Raw genomic sequence first — 16,307 nt, forward strand, 5'->3', positions numbered from 1 at the left:
TGAATTTTAAATTATAACATAAGACACTATGGGTAAAGGATTTTTCCAAGTTCCGACTGCAATAAACGAACCTATAAAGAGCTATGCTCCGGATACTCCAGAACGGGATGCGGTTTTAAAGCAATATAAGACATATTTCAATGGCCAAATTGATATACCAATGTACATTGGGCCCAATGAGGTACGCACAGGCAATACAAAACCAATGTCGCCACCGCATGACCATAAACATATTGTGGGTAATTATCATTTGGCAAATAAAGCGCATATAACCACCGCTATTAAAAACTGTTTGGAATCTAGGGAAGCTTGGGCCAATCTAGCCTGGGAACAAAGAGCTGCAATATTCTTAAAAGCGGCTGACCTAATTGCTGGACCATATAGAGCCAAAATCAATGCAGCTACCATGATAGCGCAATCAAAGACAATCCACCAGGCAGAAATTGATGCCGCTTGTGAGTTGATAGATTTCTTAAGGTTCAATGTAGAATACATGTCCCAGATTTATGAGGAACAACCAGATTCTGCTGAAGGCATTTGGAACAGGGTAGAATACCGGCCTCTTGAAGGATTTGTCTATGCCATAACCCCTTTTAACTTTACCGCTATTGCCGGAAATTTACCCGCAAGCGCTGCAATGATGGGCAACGTTGTTGTTTGGAAACCCAGTGATAGCCAAATATTTTCTGCCAAAGTTATCGTTGACGTATTTAAAGAAGCTGGATTACCAGATGGCGTAATCAACGTTGTATATGGCGACCCTGTAATGATCACAGAAACCATTTTGTCAAGTCCTGATTTTTCAGGTATTCATTTTACAGGCTCAACACATGTATTTAAAGAGTTATGGAAACAAATTGGCAACAATATCAACACCTATAAAACGTACCCAAGAATAGTAGGGGAAACTGGAGGTAAAGATTTTATTATTGCTCATTCTACAGCAGTTCCTAAACAAGTGGCAACGGCCATAATCAGAGGTGCCTTTGAATTTCAAGGGCAGAAATGCAGTGCAGCTTCAAGGGTATATTTACCTAAATCCACATCAAAAGAGATATTGGATTTTGTTAAGGCAGATTTAGAATCCATGAACAAACCGGGATCTCCTGAAGATATGTCTAATTTTATTACGGCCGTAATCCATGAAGGATCGTTTGACAAATTGGCAAAATATATAGACCAGGCCAAGTCTGATACAAATGCAGAAATTGTTGCCGGAGGAGGTTATGATAAATCTAAAGGTTATTTTATTGAACCTACGGTTATTGTAACAACGGACCCAAAATATACCACAATGGAAACAGAACTATTTGGACCGGTGGTAACCGTTTATGTTTATGAAGACACCAAATGGAGCGAGACTTTGGATTTAGTTGATTCTACTTCAGAATACGCACTAACTGGTGCTGTATTATCGCAAAACAGGTATGCCATTGACGAAGCCACCAAAAAGTTACAAAACTGTGCAGGTAATTTTTATATAAATGACAAGCCTACTGGGGCAGTAGTTGGCCAGCAACCATTTGGTGGCGCTAGAGCATCTGGAACAAATGACAAAGCCGGTTCTGCACAAAACCTATTACGTTGGGTATCGCCAAGATTAATCAAAGAAACATTTGTTACCCCAACAGATTATCGCTATCCATTTTTAGGTTAAACAACTGATGTTAAATTACCTGAAAAAGCATAAAAATTTTATGGTTTTTAATTACATTCATAACCTCTAAAGAAAATCTTTGGAGGTTTACTAATAAACAACAAACTATTTAAAATGAAAAAACTAGCAATAGCAATCACATTATTGGCCGTTTGTACTACCTATGCCCAAGAAAAATTAACGCAAGGCACCATCAAAGGGGTTTTGACTGGCAACCAAGCCCAAGTTATCCAATTGGCAGAGGCTTTTTCCGAAGATCAATATAGCTGGAGACCATCTGAGGGGGTAAACTCAGTTGGAGAGGCCCTTTTACATGTTGCGGGCGCCAATTATTTTTTAGCTTCTAAATTAGGTTTCCCACCACCAGAAGACGTTGATATGATGACCATAGGCAAAATTACTGGGAAGGATAATATTATCGCTGCCTTAAAAAAATCGAATGAATTTGTTTTGGATAAAATTACAATGATAGAGGACGAGAAATTAAATGATGAAGTTGATTTCGGTTTCGCCAAAATGAACAAGCTAAGCGGACTATTAATTATCATGGAACATAATGGCGAGCATAAAGGACAATTGATTGCTTATGCAAGATCAAATGGCGTTGTACCACCATGGAGTAAATAAAAAACATGTTTATAAAATAAAAAAAGTGTCAATTGACACTTTTTTTATGCGCTATTTTCAACAAAGGTTGGTCTTTCACAACCTATTTCAATTATAAAACACTGTTTATCAGACAAAAAAATACATGTAAGAAGCAGTCAAAGTAATTTAAATGTAAATTTAACGTTAATTAATTGTAAATTATAGGTTATTTAAGGATATTTGTATCGTTATGAAACGTATCAAATTTTACAAAAACATAAAGCTATATTTCCTTTGCTCCCATCTACTTGTTTGGAGACAAATAAAAACCTTTGCGAAAAAATATCGAATGGGATATTATGGGATCCTAAGTCTGTAGCTTGTTAACCTTTATATTTTAAAGGAAGATATACTACCTTTTTGGTAGCAAAGAAATCATTGTCAAAATAATCCGTTAAATTAAAAACTTCTGCAGTTTTATAATCTTTTAGTTCTTCATCCAAATCACCCCCTTTTAAATAAAGAATTCCATTTTTTCTTTCGTGTATAGACTCTTTTTTGATTTTACCCTTTATCCAATACACAAAAGTTGGCATCGCCGCCACGGCCCTACTCACTATAAAATCAAACTTATCAGGTATTTCCTCTACCCTTTTGTTTATGGTTTTTACATTATCCAAACCAAGGCCTTGGACCACTTCATCAACCACCTTTATTTTCTTCCCTATAGAATCTACCAAGGTAAATTGTGTTTCCGGAAATAAAATAGCCAAAGGAATACCAGGAAAACCTCCACCAGTACCGACATCCAATACTGATGAACCAGGTTTAAAAGATTGAATTTTAGCTATTCCCAAAGAATGCAAAACATGCCTAAGATAAAGTTCATCTATATCCTTTCTAGAAACAACATTGATTTTTTGGTTCCAATCTTTATAGAGTTCTTCGAGTAAAATGAACTGATTTCTCTGTTTTTCAGATAAATTGGGAAAATATTCAAATATGGTTTCGACTGTCATACTTATATTTGTAAATTAAGAAAATTAGTATATTCACTTTGCAAAGATTTTCATTTTAATCCATCTATCAAATTAATCGGATATCAATTGCAATATATTTTATAGAAAAGCTTATCTATTATGGAACAAAACACAATTCGTTTTTCAAGAAAAGATTCTACCCAGTTTTTCAAGACATTGAACTTGAGAGTAAACGAGTATTTCAAAACTAACAAAATCAAGAAAACTGGTAATTGGCGGTTACATTTAAAAACAATAATAATGTTCACATTGTTTTTAGCCCCTTACTTTTTAATTTTAACCCTAGGCCTACCAAATTGGGCCAATATACTTCTAACCATTGTTATGGGTGTTGGCATGGCTGGTGTTGGCATGAATGTTATGCATGATGGCAATCACGGCTCATATTCCAATAAAAAATGGGTGAATAAAATTATGGGAAGTAGTATTTACATTCTAGCAGGAAATGTATACAACTGGCAGGTTCAGCATAATGTATTACACCATACCTACACCAATATTCATGAACACGATGAGGATATGGAAGCAGGCAGAATTCTACGTTTTTCCCAACATGCAGAATGGAAGAAACATCATAGATTTCAACATTTTTATTCTGTTCTTCTTTACGGGCTTTTAACATTCAATTGGGCAATAACTACTGATTTCCAACAGATGTACCGTTATATGAAACGTAAATTGTCTTATGGAAAGTTGCCAAGCGCAACCCTTAACTGGAGTACATTGATCATCACCAAGCTTTTATATGTCACTATTTGGATAGTGCTACCGATGCTAATTTTGGATATTGCTTGGTGGAAAATCCTAATAGGTTTTTTTCTAATGCATTATGTTGCTGGTGTAATTCTAAGTGTTGTTTTTCAATTGGCACACATAGTAGACCATGCAGAAACGCCACTACCTGACGAAAGCGGTAACATGAAAAATACTTGGGCAATACACCAGCTATTTACCACGGTCAACTTTGGCACAAAAAACCGTATCGTAAACTGGTTTACAGGTGGTTTAAACCATCAGGTTGAACACCATATTTTCCCAAACATCAGCCATGTTCATTACACAAAAATTTCAAAAATTGTGAAACAAACGGCCAAAGAATTTAATTTACCATACAACGAGTATAAGACAACTAGAAAAGCTATAATTTCGCATTTTAAACACTTAAAGGAATTAGGCAAACAGCCTTCATTACAGTACTAGTAATTTTATATTGAACATGAGCAATCAACTATCCGATAGGATTAACAGTTTAGCGCCATCAGCAACTTTGGAAATGGCAGCTAAAGCCCGTGAATTACGAGCAGCAGGAAAAGACATAATTGGTTTGAGTCTTGGTGAACCAGATTTTAATACACCTGACTATATTAAGGATGCCGCTATACAGGCCATAAACGATGACTATAATTCATATTCACCCGTAGATGGTTATGTTGAATTAAAAAAAGCAATCGCAACAAAATTTAAAAGAGACAATGGTTTAACCTATGAAGCGGCACAAATAGTTGTTTCCACAGGCGCCAAACAATCGTTGTATAATATTGCGCAAGTTGTTTTAAATGAAGGTGATGAAGTTATATTGCCTTGTCCATATTGGGTAAGTTATGCCGATATTGTTAAATTGGCAGATGGCGTACCTGTTGAAGTACAAACTTCATTGGAAAACGATTTTAAAATGACGGCTGAGCAATTAGAGGCGGCCATAACCCCTAAAACCAAAATGTTATGGTATAGCTCCCCTTGTAACCCTAGTGGGTCTATCTACAGTAAGGAGGAATTACGGGCATTGGCAGATGTACTTCAAAAATATCCGCAGATTATTGTGGTTAGCGACGAAATTTATGAACATATTAATTATGGTGTTACAGCACATGCCTCCATGGCAGAATTTGACGATATGTATGATCGTACCGTTACCGTAAATGGTGTTGCCAAAGCTTTTGCCATGACCGGATGGAGAATTGGTTACATTGGCGCCCCTGCCTATATTGCACGTGCTTGCAACAAATTACAAGGACAAGTTACCAGTGGTGCCAATTGTATTGCACAGCGTGCAGTTATTACAGCTTTGGAGGAATCACCTGAACGTATACAGTACATGGTTGATGAATTTAAGGAACGAAGAAAACTAATATTGAGTCTTTTAAATGCTATTGAAGGATTTAAATGTAATGAACCAGAAGGTGCTTTTTATGTTTACCCAGATGTAACCGCATTTTTTGGAAAGACCATCAACGGAACAAAAATCAACAATGCATCTGACTTTGCCATGTACTTGCTGGAACATGCCAATGTAGCCACAGTAACTGGCGATGCTTTCGGAAATGGCAATTGCATTAGAATATCCTATGCGGCATCTGTAAATGAAATTAAGGAAGCCATTAGTAGAATTAAAAATGCTCTTTCTTAATTAGAACATTTAAATAACTATAAAATCCCCTGTATTCTCTAATACAGGGGATTTTTTTATATAATCATACAAAAATCTTCTAGGTGCGTTTCCAAAAATAAGGTGTTAATAAGATAAGTACTGTAAACAGCTCTAAACGTCCTGCTAACATTAAAAATCCACACCACCACTTTGCCAAATTTGGCAAGCCATTAAAATTACTTACCGGATTTAAGCTACCTAATGCAGGACCTACATTACCTAATGATGAAGCGGCACCACCTATGGCCGATTCAAAATCAAGTCCTAAAAAGCCAAGTACCAAAGCGCCGATTATGAAAAGTAGCATATACAAAACGAAAAAACCGATAATATTATAGACAATTTTTTCTTTCACGGTCTTGTTGTTATATCGGACAGGTATAATAGCATTGGCATGCAAGGTGCGCTTAAATTCCATCACACCATTTTTTATAATCAATAAGTGTCTCATCACCTTAATACCTCCGGCAGTAGAACCAGCCGACCCCCCAAGAAAGAAGAGACCAAAAAAGAAAATCGTTAAAAAAGGGGTCCAAGCGGTAAAATCAGCACTTACAAAACCAGTGGTTGTAATTACAGCTATTACTTGGAACAAGGCATGCCTAAATGAACTCTCAGCCTTTCCTAAAACCATAGGGTAACCAGGAGTTTCATTGTTTAAATTCGCTTGATAATAGATTACCAATGCCGCAATTACAGTGGCCAATATGGTAAACATTGCATAATATCTAAATTCTTCATCTTGTAGTACTTTTTGTATTTTACCCTTGAAAGCAAAATAGCTAAGTACAAAGTTACTTCCCGCCAAAAACATAAAAAAGATAACTATGTATTGTATAAGCGGTTGGTCGTTCCAATGGGCCAGACTAGCATTTTTTGTCGAAAAACCACCTGTAGATAATGTTGCCAAAGCGTGGTTTATAGCATCAAAAAAGGACATTCCAGCTACTTTCAACAAAATGGTTTCCGCAACGGTATAGCCAAAATAAATTAACCATAAGCGCTTTGCAGTATCGGTAATTCTAGGATGTAGCTTATCTGAGCTGGGACCAGGCGCCTCTGCCGCAAATAGCTGCATACCACCGATTCCCAATAAAGGAAGTATGGCAATGGCAAGTACAATAATTCCCATACCACCAATCCAATGGGTTAAGCTTCGCCAAAATAAAATCCCTTCTGGCATTGACTCAATATCATCCATAATCGATGACCCCGTGGTGGTATAACCAGAAACCGTTTCAAAAAATGCATTGGTAATGTCTGGAATTGCACCAGAAAATATGTACGGCAACATTCCAGAAATGGACATCACAATCCAACCAAAAGTGACAATTATATAGCCTTCCTTTTGTTTTACCTCTTTTCGGTGGCCCCTAGTATAGTACATTGCAAAAATACCACCAAACATCGTTGTAATTGCTGCCAATAAAATACTTAAAGTAGCACCATCCTTATAAATACCACTGACCAGTGCCGACAGCAGCATGAAACCTCCATTGCATAAAAGCAAGAGTCCCATTAAATGAAATATAATTCTAGAATTAAGGCGCATGTTAAAGGAACATTCGTTCTATTTTAGGTATCTCTTCTGGATGACAGCATACCACTACCCTATCTCCCTCTTTAATTTCAAAACCACCTAATGCTATTATTCCCTTTCCATCACGTACGACACCGCCGATAGTGGCAGCTTTGGGGAAATCCAATTCCCGAATAGTAGAACCGGTTACTTTGGAATTCTTTTTAACGATGAACTCTAAAATCTCTGCATTTAGATTGTTCAAACGCATTAAGGCCACAACCTCACCTTTTCTAATATGGCGAAAAATATTGTTGGCAGCCAGTAGTTTTTTATTTATTAAGGTATCTATGCCAATAGAATGGGAAAGTTGAAAATAATCCATGTTTTCAACTAAGGCAATCGTTTTTTTAATGTATTTGGACTTTGCCACTAAACAAGACATGATATTGGTTTCGGAATTACCAGTTACCGCTATAAAAGCATCCATAGATTCCAAGCTTTCCTCATCTAAAAGCTCAACGTTTCTTCCATCACCATTTATTACCAAGGCATTGGGAAGATCATCTGCCAAATCAAATGCCTTTTCCTTATTCTTCTCTATAAGTTTTACATTGAACTTTTTGTCGCATAAGTCTCGAGCTGTTTTAAAACCCACTTTACTTCCACCCAAAATCATCACATTCTTAATCTCTTCCTTTTTCTTCCCTGTAAGTTTATACAGCTCGTCCACGCCTTCCTTTACGGTAATAAAATAAACTTGATCACCTTCTTTAAACAACGTGTCACCTCTTGGGATAACCGTATATTGAGTACCTAAACGTTGTAGTGCAATTGGCATAAAATGCAGCTCTGGAAAAATAGTAGCCGCTTCTTTTACCATTTTACCAACAAAGGGAGCGGATTTTGGAAGTGAAACCCCTACCATAATCAACTTGCCATCCTCAAATTCATAGGTGTCGTTAAAGGCCGATTTATTAAGTAATAATTGTATTTCGGTTGCTGCAAGGGCTTCGGGCGAAATTAACTCATCAATGCCAAGTTCAGAAAAACGTAAAATATCTTTATTGTATACAAACTCAGTATTGGAAATTCTAGCAATTGTCCTTTTACAACCCAACTGCTTGGCCAACATACACAAGGTAATATTGGTAGTTTCCGATGAAGTAACCCCAATTACCAAATCAGAATCTTGGACTTTAGCGTCTTTTAATAAGGAAATAGATGTGGCATCCCCTTTAAGTACCCTAATATCCAAGTGATTGTCCGCATAAGCAAGACTTTCTTTATTGGTGTCTATTAAGGTTATGTCTTGGGATTCGTAAGAAAGTAATTTGGCCAAATGAAACCCAACCTCACCAGCACCGGCAATAATAATTTTCATTTAATTTTTTAGCTCACTTTATCCAGAAAGAAAGAATATCCTTTTGCCCCTGTTCTTTAAAAAAAGGAGCGGAATTTCTGAAATCAGCAATTAATATGGCACAAAATTACACAATTTAAAATAGCTTTCCTCTTATTTCACACCTTTTAAACGACCCCAACTTTTCCGTATAGCTATGAATGCCATTACCGTACACTTGTTAAGTTGTATCTTTGCCAAAAAATTTACCATGTCACAAAAGGTTACGCCCTATAAGGACTCTCAACTTAGTAAAAAAGAACAGGTTACCAAGATGTTTGACAACATTTCAGAAGATTACGACAGCCTCAATCGCGTCATTTCTTTTGGCATTGATGTAAAATGGAGAAAAAGACTGGTAAACCTGCTGAAAAAAGAACAACCTAATACTATTTTGGATATTGCAACAGGCACCGGGGACCTTGCCATTGCCTTATTAAAAACAGGAGCCCATAAAATCATTGGTTTAGATATTTCACCAGGAATGCTATCCGTAGGCAAAACAAAAATTAAGCAAAACAATCTTCAAAATACTATTGATATGATGGTGGGTGACAGTGAAAACCTGCCTTTTGACGACTCTTCTTTTGATGCCATTACCGTAGCATTTGGAGTTCGAAACTTTGAATCCCTGGAAATTGGACTTTCTGAAATATATAGGGTATTAAATCCTGGTGGTACTTTAGCCATTCTAGAAACCTCTGTACCAACAAAAACACCTTTTAAGCAAGGCTATCATTTATACACAAAACATATACTGCCCGTTATTGGAAAAATTTTCTCTAAAGACAATTCCGCATACGGCTATTTAAGTGATTCTGCCGCTGTTTTTCCACATGGTGAAAACTTCAACAATATTTTACGTAAAATTGGGTTTATAGATGTAACTAACAAACCCCAAACTTTAGGGGTAGCATCTATTTATCTAGCCAAAAAAAAGTAGTGTAAATTACTTTTTAAGCGTGAAACAGGAGTAATATACGGTAAATGAAAAAATGGTTTTTAATAGGTTCTATTTTATGTATAGGAGTACAGAACATAAGTGCCCAATTTAATGAGAACCCAATATTAAACAAGGAGAACGAAGACAAAAAATTTCTTAATTGGGGATATTTTCTTGGTTTTAATCAATATGATTTTAAGTTCGATTATAAAGAAAATAATCGGGATATCTTAGTCAGTAAGTCATTGGGCTTTAACGTTGGGCTTATTGGTGAAATGCGACTCAATAATTTTTTCGACCTCCGATTTGAACCAGGACTGCATTATACATCCAGAACATTAGGTTTTCCAGGTTTTGATGAAGAACGCCAAGCAATTCGCGAAGTAAAATCTACGTATATCAACTTTCCTTTACTTATTAAAGCAAGCTCCAAGCGATTAGGAAACTGGAAGCCTTTTTTAATTGGAGGCGCCTCTACCACTTTGAATCTTGGAAGTAATGAAATGAGCCTCGATGATAATAGTGCCGGTACTTTTAGAATGAAAAAATGGGTATATAATTATGAATTAGGCTTTGGAATAGATTTCTATTTAGAGTACTTCAAATTTAGTCCCTCTATTAGAGGTGTTTTTGCCTTAACAGATGAACTTGTAAGGGATAATGACCCTAATAGCCCATGGACAGGAAACATAGATGCTATGCGAACAAGGGGCATTTTCATTAATTTTACTTTTGAGTAAGAATTAGCAATTAACAAAAATTGTTCTTATTTAATTGACCAAACCTATCTTTCAATTAGAAGAGTACCTTTATTTTCTAATCTCGTTCAACAAAATTGCGGTTGCAGTACCTACATTAAGACTTTCCGCAGTTGTACTGCCATATTGTGGAATAGCAATGGCTTTATGACAAAGTTGTTTTACTTCCTGGGAAATACCACTTCCTTCATTCCCCACAACAAGGATTCCTTTATTGGGCAACGAACAATTGTTTACATTTTCTCCATCCATAAAAGTACCATAAACAGGTATACTGCTGTCACCCAAAAATTGGGGTAGATTTAAATAGGTAATACTTACTCTCGCTATGGAACCCATAGTAGCCTGTAGCACTTTTGGGTTATAACAATCTACCGTTGTATTGGAACATATAATATTTTCTATACCGTACCAATCACACAATCTTATGATTGTTCCCATGTTGCCGGGGTCCTGAACCCCATCTAGTGCTAAAACCCAATCATTGACCTCTAAGGGTTTTGATTTTGGAATATGAAATACCCCAAGTACACCATTTGGATTTTTTAATGAACTGATCTGACCAAAATCCTTTGCATGGATTTTTACTGCGCCATGCTCCTTAAAATAGGTCTCATTAAGCTCATCCGTGAAAATTTTATACACTTTAAATTGGGATGCCAACAACTCTTCTACAGCCTTTTTACCTTCCATTACAAATAGGCCATGTTGGTTTCGGTACTTTTTTTGCTGTAGACTTTTTATAAATTTCAATTCACTTTTGACAACCATACAAATAATGTATTTTTGATTTCTATGAGGACGGCGATTTGTTCAACAAACAACTTGGTAAAATTAAGCTTATTCTTGCTTTTAGCAACAATTACACTGTCCTGCAATTCATTAAAGAAAATTGAAGAGGATGAATATCTTGTGGTGAAGAATACCATACTTGTAGATTCCCTAAAGATCAGCGATGAAGATGTTGAAAGTCTCATTTATCAGAAACCAAACGCGGCTTTACTAGGCTATCCTCTACGTCTTAACCTATATAACTTAGCTAAAGAAAACCCAGATTCACTTTATCAAAATTGGTTACTTAAAAAACCAAATAGAAAAAAAAGACTCGCCAATCTATTATCCGAAAAACAATTGGATCGTCTAGGGGAATCTTTTTTGGTAAAAGGCTTAAGCGTGTGGTTAAAAGATATTGGTGAGGCCCCTGTGGTGCTCGACACCTCAAGGTCAAGGAGGAGCTTGGAACGCTTAAGTGCTTATTATGACAGTAAAGGTTATTTTAATAATGAAACAAGTTATACCGTAGACACAACCGGCCGTAAACGAAGAGCTGCGGTTACTTATGAAATTAACCTAGGTAAACCTTTCACCATAGATTCACTATCCAATGAGATTTCCTCCAAAGCCATAGATTCTATTTACTTTTTAAATGCGCAAGAATCCCTCATTAAAAAAGGGCAACGTTTTGACTTAGATAATTTTAATAGTGAAAGGGAAAGACTAACTGGTATTTTCAGAAATAACGGGATACGAAATTTTCAAGAAAGTTCAATTTCATATGATATTTTAAGGGATACGACAAAAGCTGCTGATGACCAAAAAATGAACATCAATCTAAATATTGGTGATTTAAAAAAGAGAGGGGAAGATCAAGTAACCACTTCAGAATATAAAGTAGAGAAAATCAATACGATTGATATTTACACAGATTATCTGTCCTCCAGCAACAATGGCACATTAGAATCCATTCCTTATCATGATTTAGTCATTTATTATTCCGATCAGTTCAAAATAAAACCCAAAACCTTGGCCGATGCTATTTTTTTTAAAAAGGACAGTATCTACCGTGATATAGATAAAATAAGAACTTCAAGACAGTTAAATAGTCTTAATATATTTAAATACCCAAATATCATATTTGAAGAGGACTCCGTTCAAGGAAAGGTAAATACTAAAATTTATTTAGCTCCAAAACCAAAATACTCATTGGGTACCAATTTCGAAATCAGCAGAAGTAATATTCGCAGGGTTGGTATTGGCGTTGGCGCTTCCTTACTTATTAGAAATATTTTCAAAGGAGCCGAAAACCTTAGTCTTTCAGTTGATGGCGCGTTTGGACTTTTAAGTCAAAAGACCTTCAATGAAGATTATTTCTCCGAAATTGGAGGTGAAATCACTTTGGATTTTCCTAGAATTTGGTTTCCTTTTATTACCACTTCTAAAATTATACCCAATTATACATTGCCCAAAACCAGGATTGCCATTGGTACTAGTTTCCAACAAAATATTGGCCTTGATAAACAAACCTTGAATGCGGTCTTAGGCTATAACTGGACCCCTAATGACTTTAAAAAACACGCAATAGAACTATTAAACATTCAATTTGTTAGAAATGTGAACAAGGAGCGATTCTTCAATGTTTACAGAACCACATATAATCAACTTAATGATATTGCCAACAAAGATGGCGTCAATCCCAACCCAAACTATTTTGATGAGGATGGCAATCTAACTACCCCTGCCGAAGTTACGGATAATGCCACTGCCGGTACTTCTAATTTTATTGATGATGTATTGAAAGGAGATATTCCAATTACAAATCCAGGTTTAACCCAAGATAATTATGATGATGTCAAAAGTATTAACGAACGTGAACGAAGACTAACTGAAAACAATCTGATTTTTACCACCAATTACACTTTTAACAAAAACAACAGAAATGGTATTACTGATAACAGTTTTTATCAGTTTAGATTTAAACTGGAAAGCGCTGGTAATTTATTATCTGGAATTTCCAATCTTATCCCTTTTAATGAAAATGATGATAGCCAATTATTAGTTTTCGGTGTTCCTTTTTCACAGTATGTAAAAACTGAGTTTGATTTTGTTAAATATTGGGATCTTTCCCATTCCAATGTGCTTGCTGCACATACCTTTTTTGGAATTGCCATACCCTATGGCAACTCAAACAACATACCCTTTGTACGCAGTTATTTTGCAGGTGGATCCAACGACAATAGAGCTTGGTTCCCTTATTCCTTAGGCCCTGGAAGTACCGCGGCCATTAATGATTTCAATGAGGCCAACCTTAAATTATCGCTAAATCTAGAATATCGTTTTCCAGTAGCCGGTAATATAAAGGGCGCTATTTTTGCAGATGCCGGCAATATTTGGAATGTGTTTGATGATGTAGAAAATAAGGAGGCCACATTTAACGGAATTGAATCTTTGAAGGACATCGCTCTTGGCACTGGATTTGGCCTAAGATATGATTTTACCTACTTTCTCTTTCGTCTAGATCTTGGGTTTAAAACCTATAATCCGGCAGAGATCCAAGCTAAAAGATGGTTTAGAGATTACAATTTTGCGAATTCAGTTTTACAAATTGGCATTAACTATCCATTTTAAGTTTAATTGTTTTATTACTTTTGTTGCACATTTTTTTTTAAAAAACCAATAGACCTAAAATTATGGCTCATAATATCAAACCCGGTGTAGCAACTGGAGATCAAGTTCAAGAAATTTTCAACTATGCAAAGGAAAAAGGATTTGCACTTCCTGCAGTTAACGTAATAGGATCAAACACCATTAACGGTGTTTTAGAAACCGCTGCAAGTTTAAATGCTCCCGTAATCATACAATTCTCAAACGGCGGTGCACAGTTCAATGCAGGCAAAGGTCTTTCAAATGAAGGACAGAATGCTGCCATACAGGGCGCTATTGCAGGTGCTAAACATGTACACCAATTAGCTGAAGCATATGGAGCAACAGTTATTTTACATACGGACCATTGCGCTAAAAAATTATTGCCATGGATAGATGGCTTATTGGATGCTAGTGAAAAACACTACGCAGAAACAGGCAAGTCTTTATTCAGCTCCCACATGATAGATTTATCAGAGGAACCTTTAGAAGAAAACATAGAGATATGTAAAGGTTACCTAGAGCGTATGAGCAAAATGGAAATGACTTTAGAGATAGAGTTGGGAATAACTGGTGGTGAAGAAGATGGCGTAGACAATTCAGATGTAGATGATTCTAAGCTATATACCCAACCAGAAGAAGTTGCCTATGCTTACGAAGAACTATCCAAAGTAAGCCATAGATTTACAATAGCGGCTGCTTTCGGAAATGTTCATGGTGTTTACAAACCAGGTAACGTAAAGCTCACCCCAAAAATCTTGAAAAATTCCCAAGAATTCATTTCAGAAAAATATGGTGTTGAACAAAATCATATAGATTTCGTTTTTCACGGAGGTTCTGGATCTACCGTTGAAGAAATTAGGGAAGGTATCAGTTATGGTGTTATCAAAATGAACATTGACACCGATTTGCAATATGCATTCTTGGCCGGTGTTCGTGATTATGTTCAGGAAAACAAGGACTTTTTACAATCTCAAATAGGAAATCCAAAAGGAGCTGATGAGCCTAACAAAAAATTCTATGACCCAAGAGTTTGGTTAAGAAAAGGTGAGGTTACTTTTATAGAGCGTTTAAAAAAGGCGTTTGAAGATTTAAATAACGTTAACACTTTGTAATTCCCTTAAGTCACTAACTTTTAATTATGGATAACATGACGGCTTGGTTTAAAAGAAAGGAAAAAGGAATACAGACTTCAACTGAGGAAAAAAAAGACACGCCTAAAGGTCTATGGTATAAATCCCCAACAGGAAAGATTGTAGAATCTGAAGATTTAGCCAAAAACTTTTATGTAAGTCCAGAAGATGATTATCACGTAAGAATAGGAAGTAAGGAATACTTTGAGATTCTTTTTGATGATAATAAATTCACAGAACTTGACGCCAAACTTTCCTCTAAAGATCCTTTAAAATTTGAGGATACCAAAAAATATGTTGACCGGTTAAAAGCTGCACAAAAGAAAACGGGACTTAAGGACGCAGTTAGAACTGGGTTTGGCAAATCTTTAGGTAGGAACGTTGTGATTTGCTGTATGGACTTTGCCTTTATAGGAGGATCAATGGGTAGTGTAGTTGGTGAGAAGATTGCGCGTGGGATTGACCATGCCATTAAAACGAAAGTACCTTTTGTAATGATTTCAAAATCTGGTGGAGCCCGTATGATGGAGGCAGCATTGTCTTTGATGCAATTGGCAAAAACCTCTGTTAAACTAGCCCAATTGGCAGAAGCTGGGTTACCATATATATCATTATGTACCGATCCAACAACTGGAGGAACAACAGCATCCTATGCTATGTTAGGTGATATAAATATTGCCGAACCAGGTGCCTTAATTGGTTTTGCCGGACCTCGTATTGTAAAAGATACTACAGGAAAGGAATTACCAGAAGGATTCCAATCTTCAGAATTTCTTTTGGAACATGGTTTCTTAGATTTTATTAGTCATCGTAAAGAACTAAAGAAAAATATTAATCTGTATATAGATTTAATTCAAAACAACCCTATTCGCAAGTAAGTTCAATTTAAAAAAGCTATGATTAAAATGTATGTGGGATAAAAAAAAGAAGTATCTTTGCGCCCTGATTGAAAATCAATCACATACATAAAAATCATTTAAAATAATATTGGAATGTATTTAACAAAAGAAGTAAAAGCCGAAATTTTTAAAAAATACGGCGGAAAAGTGGAGAACACTGGTTCCACAGAAGGACAAATTGCATTGTTCACACACCGTATCAATCATTTGACCGGTCACTTGAAAAAAAATCATAAAGACTACAATACGGAGCGTTCATTAGTAAAGCTTGTAGGTAAAAGAAGAAGTCTTCTTGATTACATGATTAAAAATGATATTGTAAAATACAGAGAGCTGATAAAAGAGCTTGGTATTAGAAAATAAAACAAAAAAAGGGATAGCTAGCTATCCCTTTTTTTAAACTACTTCAAGTCCAAGAAGCTAAAAGGGACAAACAAAAAGCTACACTTAGTTTTTCATTGGTCTTTGCAAACACAGCAACAACAACACAACAGCAGATCTATATAGATCGACCATTGTT

At 35.9% G+C, this 16,307-nt stretch carries 14 protein-coding genes; 10 read left to right on the top strand and 4 right to left on the bottom strand.

The window, feature by feature from the left end:
• The first annotated feature begins 28 nt into the window (after positions 1–28).
• Positions 29–1,657: an L-glutamate gamma-semialdehyde dehydrogenase gene (gene pruA, locus ACOCEA_RS11315; RefSeq protein WP_420756357.1), complete on the top strand. Its 1,629-nt coding sequence runs from the start codon at positions 29–31 to the stop codon at positions 1,655–1,657.
• A gap of 114 nt (positions 1,658–1,771) precedes the next feature.
• The gene (locus ACOCEA_RS11320) at positions 1,772–2,284 is read left to right on the top strand and encodes a DinB family protein (protein WP_420756358.1); all 513 of its coding nucleotides are present in this window, start codon (positions 1,772–1,774) and stop codon (positions 2,282–2,284) included.
• 344 nt (positions 2,285–2,628) lie between these two features.
• Here ACOCEA_RS11320 and rsmG read toward each other — a convergent pair whose 3' ends face one another.
• Positions 2,629–3,264, bottom strand: a complete 636-nt coding sequence (gene rsmG / locus ACOCEA_RS11325; protein ID WP_420756359.1) for a 16S rRNA (guanine(527)-N(7))-methyltransferase RsmG — start codon at positions 3,262–3,264, stop codon at positions 2,629–2,631.
• Positions 3,265–3,384: 120 nt separating this feature from the next.
• Here rsmG and ACOCEA_RS11330 point away from each other — a divergent pair, with 120 nt between their 5' ends.
• The gene (locus ACOCEA_RS11330) at positions 3,385–4,485 is read left to right on the top strand and encodes a fatty acid desaturase family protein (protein WP_420756360.1); all 1,101 of its coding nucleotides are present in this window, start codon (positions 3,385–3,387) and stop codon (positions 4,483–4,485) included.
• 16 nt (positions 4,486–4,501) lie between these two features.
• Positions 4,502–5,692, top strand: coding sequence for a pyridoxal phosphate-dependent aminotransferase (locus ACOCEA_RS11335; RefSeq protein ID WP_420756361.1), 1,191 nt, complete (start codon positions 4,502–4,504; stop codon positions 5,690–5,692).
• 79 nt (positions 5,693–5,771) lie between these two features.
• Here ACOCEA_RS11335 and ACOCEA_RS11340 read toward each other — a convergent pair whose 3' ends face one another.
• A complete protein-coding gene (locus ACOCEA_RS11340; protein WP_420756362.1) occupies positions 5,772–7,265 on the bottom strand; it encodes a TrkH family potassium uptake protein in 1,494 nt (497 codons plus the stop codon).
• Position 7,266: 1 nt separating this feature from the next.
• Positions 7,267–8,616, bottom strand: coding sequence for a Trk system potassium transporter TrkA (gene trkA / locus ACOCEA_RS11345; RefSeq protein WP_420756363.1), 1,350 nt, complete (start codon positions 8,614–8,616; stop codon positions 7,267–7,269).
• Between the two features lie 229 nt (positions 8,617–8,845).
• Between trkA and ubiE the strand changes: the two genes are divergently transcribed.
• Both ubiE and porT read left to right on the top strand, forming a co-directional pair.
• Positions 8,846–9,577, top strand: a complete 732-nt coding sequence (ubiE, locus tag ACOCEA_RS11350) for a bifunctional demethylmenaquinone methyltransferase/2-methoxy-6-polyprenyl-1,4-benzoquinol methylase UbiE (RefSeq protein ID WP_420756364.1) — start codon at positions 8,846–8,848, stop codon at positions 9,575–9,577.
• Positions 9,578–9,621: 44 nt separating this feature from the next.
• On the top strand, positions 9,622–10,317 hold the full coding sequence (gene porT / locus ACOCEA_RS11355) for a type IX secretion/gliding motility protein PorT/SprT (RefSeq protein WP_420756365.1): 696 nt from the start codon (positions 9,622–9,624) through the stop codon (positions 10,315–10,317).
• Positions 10,318–10,386: 69 nt separating this feature from the next.
• Here the strand turns inward: porT and ACOCEA_RS11360 are convergent, their stop codons facing one another.
• Positions 10,387–11,106 (bottom strand): TrmH family RNA methyltransferase, encoded by a 720-nt coding sequence (locus ACOCEA_RS11360; protein WP_420756366.1) that lies wholly within the window; start codon positions 11,104–11,106, stop codon positions 10,387–10,389.
• Between the two features lie 75 nt (positions 11,107–11,181).
• On the opposite strand from ACOCEA_RS11360, the gene tamL reads away from it, so the two are divergent.
• The 4 genes from tamL (at position 11,182) to rpsO (ending at position 16,150) form a co-directional block, all read left to right on the top strand.
• On the top strand, positions 11,182–13,740 hold the full coding sequence (tamL, locus tag ACOCEA_RS11365) for a translocation and assembly module lipoprotein TamL (protein WP_420756367.1): 2,559 nt from the start codon (positions 11,182–11,184) through the stop codon (positions 13,738–13,740).
• A 62-nt stretch (positions 13,741–13,802) separates the two neighbouring features.
• A complete protein-coding gene (gene fbaA, locus ACOCEA_RS11370; protein WP_420756368.1) occupies positions 13,803–14,870 on the top strand; it encodes a class II fructose-bisphosphate aldolase in 1,068 nt (355 codons plus the stop codon).
• A gap of 35 nt (positions 14,871–14,905) precedes the next feature.
• On the top strand, positions 14,906–15,766 hold the full coding sequence (accD, locus tag ACOCEA_RS11375) for an acetyl-CoA carboxylase, carboxyltransferase subunit beta (protein WP_420756543.1): 861 nt from the start codon (positions 14,906–14,908) through the stop codon (positions 15,764–15,766).
• A gap of 114 nt (positions 15,767–15,880) precedes the next feature.
• Positions 15,881–16,150 carry a 30S ribosomal protein S15 gene (gene rpsO / locus ACOCEA_RS11380; RefSeq protein WP_420756369.1) on the top strand — a complete coding sequence of 90 codons (270 nt, stop codon included), beginning with the start codon at positions 15,881–15,883 and terminating at the stop codon, positions 16,148–16,150.
• Positions 16,151–16,307 lie beyond the last annotated feature (157 nt).

Origin of the sequence: Maribacter luteocoastalis (assembly GCF_048890225.1) — a bacterium.
In the GTDB taxonomy this organism is placed as follows: domain Bacteria; phylum Bacteroidota; class Bacteroidia; order Flavobacteriales; family Flavobacteriaceae; genus Maribacter; species Maribacter luteocoastalis.

Coding starts and splice junctions, on each gene's coding strand:
- ACOCEA_RS11340 (WP_420756362.1), bottom strand. CDS start 7,265: ATGCGCCTTAATTCTAGAATTATATTTCATTTAATGGGACTCTTGCTT.
- ACOCEA_RS11335 (WP_420756361.1), top strand. CDS start 4,502: ATGAGCAATCAACTATCCGATAGGATTAACAGTTTAGCGCCATCAGCA.
- porT (WP_420756365.1), top strand. CDS start 9,622: ATGAAAAAATGGTTTTTAATAGGTTCTATTTTATGTATAGGAGTACAG.
- rpsO (WP_420756369.1), top strand. CDS start 15,881: ATGTATTTAACAAAAGAAGTAAAAGCCGAAATTTTTAAAAAATACGGC.
- rsmG (WP_420756359.1), bottom strand. CDS start 3,264: ATGACAGTCGAAACCATATTTGAATATTTTCCCAATTTATCTGAAAAA.
- fbaA (WP_420756368.1), top strand. CDS start 13,803: ATGGCTCATAATATCAAACCCGGTGTAGCAACTGGAGATCAAGTTCAA.
- trkA (WP_420756363.1), bottom strand. CDS start 8,616: ATGAAAATTATTATTGCCGGTGCTGGTGAGGTTGGGTTTCATTTGGCC.
- ubiE (WP_420756364.1), top strand. CDS start 8,846: ATGTCACAAAAGGTTACGCCCTATAAGGACTCTCAACTTAGTAAAAAA.
- pruA (WP_420756357.1), top strand. CDS start 29: ATGGGTAAAGGATTTTTCCAAGTTCCGACTGCAATAAACGAACCTATA.
- ACOCEA_RS11320 (WP_420756358.1), top strand. CDS start 1,772: ATGAAAAAACTAGCAATAGCAATCACATTATTGGCCGTTTGTACTACC.
- ACOCEA_RS11360 (WP_420756366.1), bottom strand. CDS start 11,106: ATGGTTGTCAAAAGTGAATTGAAATTTATAAAAAGTCTACAGCAAAAA.
- accD (WP_420756543.1), top strand. CDS start 14,906: ATGACGGCTTGGTTTAAAAGAAAGGAAAAAGGAATACAGACTTCAACT.
- ACOCEA_RS11330 (WP_420756360.1), top strand. CDS start 3,385: ATGGAACAAAACACAATTCGTTTTTCAAGAAAAGATTCTACCCAGTTT.